The sequence below is a fragment of the Sphingomonas sp. Ant H11 genome (assembly GCF_000797515.1).
Lineage (GTDB): Bacteria > Pseudomonadota > Alphaproteobacteria > Sphingomonadales > Sphingomonadaceae > Sphingomonas.
In genome coordinates this window covers 1-4191 of record NZ_JSBN01000169.1, presented here as the reverse complement: position 1 = coordinate 4191, position 4191 = coordinate 1, and the positions used below count along the sequence as shown (strand labels likewise).

General features: G+C 69.4%; 2 pseudogenes. Both read right to left on the bottom strand.

Annotation, left to right across the window (positions count from 1 at the left end):
* Positions 1 to 2796: pseudogene (locus NW75_RS20820) on the bottom strand (UvrD-helicase domain-containing protein); the annotation flags it as partial.
* A gap of 6 nt (positions 2797 to 2802) precedes the next feature.
* Positions 2803 to 4191: pseudogene (locus tag NW75_RS20815) on the bottom strand (PD-(D/E)XK nuclease family protein); the annotation flags it as partial.

The following is a 4191-nucleotide window of genomic DNA, read 5'->3' as shown; positions in this document are numbered from 1 at the left end:
CGCCACCGCCGCACCGCTTTGCGGTCTGGCGCGACCGCCTTTTGCGGCACGCGCCCGGTGAAGCTGCGCTCCTCGCCTTCCGGCACCTCCAGCGCGGCCATCGCGCGCGCGGCGGCCGCATACCAGCTTTGCGCGGGAGCATCGCCTTGCGCGCGTGGACCGACCGACCCGGCAATCACCAACCGCTCCTCGGCGCGCGTCGCCGCGACGTAGAACAGCCGCCAATGCTCTTCGAGATCGCGCGCGGCGGTTTCCTCGACCAGCGCCGCCAGCGGGCCGGTGGCTTCACCCTTGCGTGGGCGGATCACCGGCAGTTCCGCCGCCATATCGCCCGCCCGCCATTTCAGCGTCGAGCGCGGCGAACGGGTCGGGTCGACTGCGGCATCGGCGAGGATCACCAGCGGGGCCTGCAAGCCCTTGGCACCATGCGCCGTCATCACCCGCACCGCATCGAGCGGGGCGGAGGGGTCACGCTTGATCTCCACTTCGCCGCGATCGAACCAGTCGAGAAAGCGTTGCAGCGAGGGCGTGCCGAGCGCTTCGAAATCGAGCGCCGCGCTCAGCAATTCCTCGATCGGGTCGCGCGCTTCCTGCCCCAGCCGCCGCACCAGATTGCGCCGCCCGCCAAGCGGCCCCGACAGCAGTTCCTCCAGAAATTGATAGGGCGTAGCGATGTCGGCGCGGTCGAGCATCGCGAACAACGGCGCGATCTCAGCGCGCGGTTCGGCGCGGGCAATGTGCCGCCACAGGCTGACCGCGCGCTTGGGCGCGGCGTGCATCAGCCGCTCCTGGCTCCAGCCGATCAGCGGCGATACCAGTAACGACGCCAACGACAAATCGTCGTCGGGCTGCAGCACGAAACGGATCGCGGCGAGCAGATCCTGCACCGACAGCGGCGCATTCAGCCGCAACCGGTCGACCCCCGCCACAGGCACGCCTTCGGCATAGAGCCGCGCGACGATCAGCGAGGCGAGTTCGCCGCGCCGCTTGACCAGAATCATGATGTCCTCTGGCCGGAGCGTGCGCCCCTTGCTCTCGAGCATCAGCGTGCCGATCCAGCCCTTGATCGTCCGCGCGATCCGGCGGGCGAGTTCGCGGGTGGAATCGGAAACCCAGCTTTCCTCATCCTCCTCGCTGCCGCCAGCCACCACCAGCGGCCACAGCGTCACGGTGCCCGGCCCCGGCACTTCGCTCGCATGCACTTCGCGGTCGGCAATCGCGCCCAGCCCCGGCTCGGGCAAAGCCTCGATCGCGGCATCGACGAATTCGAGCACTGGCCGGGTCGAGCGGAACGATTGTGTCAGCGAAAGCCGGTGCCACGGGCGCGCCCGCATCGTGCCGCTCTGGCGGCGTTGTTCCTCGTCCGCCGCCCACGCGTCGCGTGCGAGCGTCCCGATGCGCTGCTCGGCGGCGGCGAAAAACTTTGGGTCGGTACCCTGGAAGCCGAAGATCGCCTGCTTGAAATCGCCGACGGTGAACAGCGTACGGACGCGTTCGCCATGCGACCCCTCGCCCGCGAAGAATTCCTCGACCAGCGCGCGGATGATCGCCCATTGGTCGGGATTGGTATCCTGCGCCTCGTCGATCAGCACATGTTCGGTAGCCTGATCGAGCTTGTAGCGTACCCATTCGCCCATGCCGGGTTGGCCGAGCAGCGCGATCGTCGCGCGGATGAGATCGTCGAAATCGACCGCGCCCAGCCGCCGCTTCGCCTGGTCATACGCTGCCGCATACTCCCGCCCGACCGCCAGCGCTGCCGCAAGCAGATCGGCATAGGCCGCGCGCTCGCGCAAACCCAGCAGATGCGCGCACGCTTCGCCCACCTCGATTGCGAGATCGGCATAATCGGGGTCGGCGGCGAGCAGTTTGGGGGAATATTTGCGCGGCTCGCGCTTGGCGGTGAAGGGCACACCGATCAGGTCACCCAGCATCCGTGCGCGCATCTCGGGTGCCGCCTCGATCCAGCATTCGGCGATGTCGGCGTGGTTGCCGCCCGTCGCCGTGCCCCACGCCCGGTTCGCCGCCGCCAGCCGCGCGACCGCATCCACGTCGAAGGCATTGTCACCGCAGGCATCGGCGATCTCCGCCTCGATCTCGCCCACCGGCAAATCGAGCGCGCGGCGGATGAACGGGCCGATGCCCGCGCCCATCGGCAGTTCCGCCATCGCGGCGGGTGCCCGCGCGCACGCCAGCAGGAAGCGCTCGGCCTCGCCCTCGCCCAAGCGCAGGCTCAGCGCGCCAACAGTAGTGACGGTGGCATCGCGCCCTTCGGCCTCTGCCGTTACCAGCATTTCGGCCAGTGCATCGCGCGCCATTACCGCTTCTTCGCGCGCCTCGATCGGGCGGAAACCGGGCACCAGCCCGGCCTCGACCGGGAAGGCGGCAAGCAGGCTCTGACAGAAGCCGTGGATCGTCTGGATGCGGATGCCGCCCCCCCGGCGCGTCGAGCACCTTGGCGAACAACGTGCGTGCGCGGGCGCGGAGTTGCGGCGAGGGATCCTCGCCCAGCGCCACCAGATCGGCCACCAGATCGGGCTCGGGCATCCGCACCCACGCCGCCAGCCGCTCGCCAATGCGCCCGGCCATTTCCGCCGCGCCCGCCTTGGTAAAGGTCAGGCACAGGATCGCACCAGGATCGACGCCGCGCAGCAACAAGCGATAGACGCGCGCGGTCAGCACCTGCGTCTTGCCCGTCCCGGCCGAGGCGGACAGCCAGACATGCCCGCCCGGATCGCTGGCGCGCGCCTGCGCGTCCTTCAGGACCGGGAGCGGTCGGCGGCTGTGGCCCTCGGTCATACGGACTCACTCACGGCCATACCATTCGTCCCGCCGCATCAACTGGTCATATTCGGCATAAGGCGCATAGTCCGGGTGCAGCTTCGCTTCGAACGCACGCGTGCCCGTCAACCAGTCCGCCACGGCATCGCTGAAATGCCGCGCGGCGAGCGTGGTGAAATCCTCAGGCACGACCTTGTCGCCCTTGCCCTCGGCATCGACCGGCGAGGTGACATAACCGAACGCATCGCCCTTTTTCGACAGCGACCAATATTCGAAGCCGCGCGCCTTGCCCGCAATCCCGGCATAACCGCCGCGCTCGGCGATCAGCCCGAGCAACCCCAATTGCAGGCTGAACCCCTCACGCACCGCCGCCGGCGAGGGCGGCTTGCCAGTCTTGTAGTCGATCACCGCCAGCGCCCCGTCGGGCAACCGGTCGATGCGGTCGAACTTGCCCGTCAGCGTCACCCCCGCAATCGCGATCTCACCCGATTGTTCGACCGCCAGCACGGTGCGCCCGGAATCGACGTTCTTGCCCATCTGCGCGACGATCCAGTCGATCGCCTCCATCAGGCGCGGTCGCCACAGCGCACGCTGCATTGGATGCGCGCCGTCGAACATCGCCCGCGCGCGCTCGTGCAGTTTGTCGAGCGCGCAGGCGTCCTCACGCGCCCAGCGTTCGAGGATGTCATGCACCGCCGTGCCGCGCCACGCTGCGCTGGGATCGGCATCGACCGGGTCGAGCTGCGTCAGACCGAGGATGCGTTTGGCGTAGAACGCATAGGGATCGGCCTTCAGCCGATCGACGTCGGTGACGGCAATCGCCTTGGGCCGGCGTTCGGCGGGGGGCTCTGGCATCGGCTTGGCAGCGGGCACATGCGCGCCCGGATCGTCGAGCGCGCGCGCCCAGCCTTCCAGCGCGGTGGCCCGCTCGAACCGATCGCCCGCCAATGCCTGCAAGCGCAGCCAGAAGCGCGAGGCGATCGCCGGTTGCGTGCCGCCGCGTCGTGCACGCGTCATCAGCGCGGCGGGCGCGCCCAAGGCCTGCGCCAGATCATGCCCCGCCATGCCGACGCCGCGGTCGAGCCCCGGCAGCCCCAATTCGGTGCGGATTCGCGGTGCCAGCCACGGGTCGGGCGCGGGCAGACCGGGCCAGGTTCCTTCGTTCAGCCCGCCCAGGATCATGACGTCGCGGTCTGCAAGCGCGCCTCGATTAGGCCATAAATAGCCAGGCGCGGATGCCCGCCTTGCTGCGGCCGCACTGCCACTTCGTCCATCAACGTCTTGAGCAACGGGCCAAGGCTGGCGGGCTCGATGACCGCCGGGCCATGCGCGGCGTGATCCTCCGCCTCGCGCAGCAGCTCGGCAGCGGCGCGCCCGGCAGGGCCCGCCCACAAGGCATCGCCGGGCTCCGCA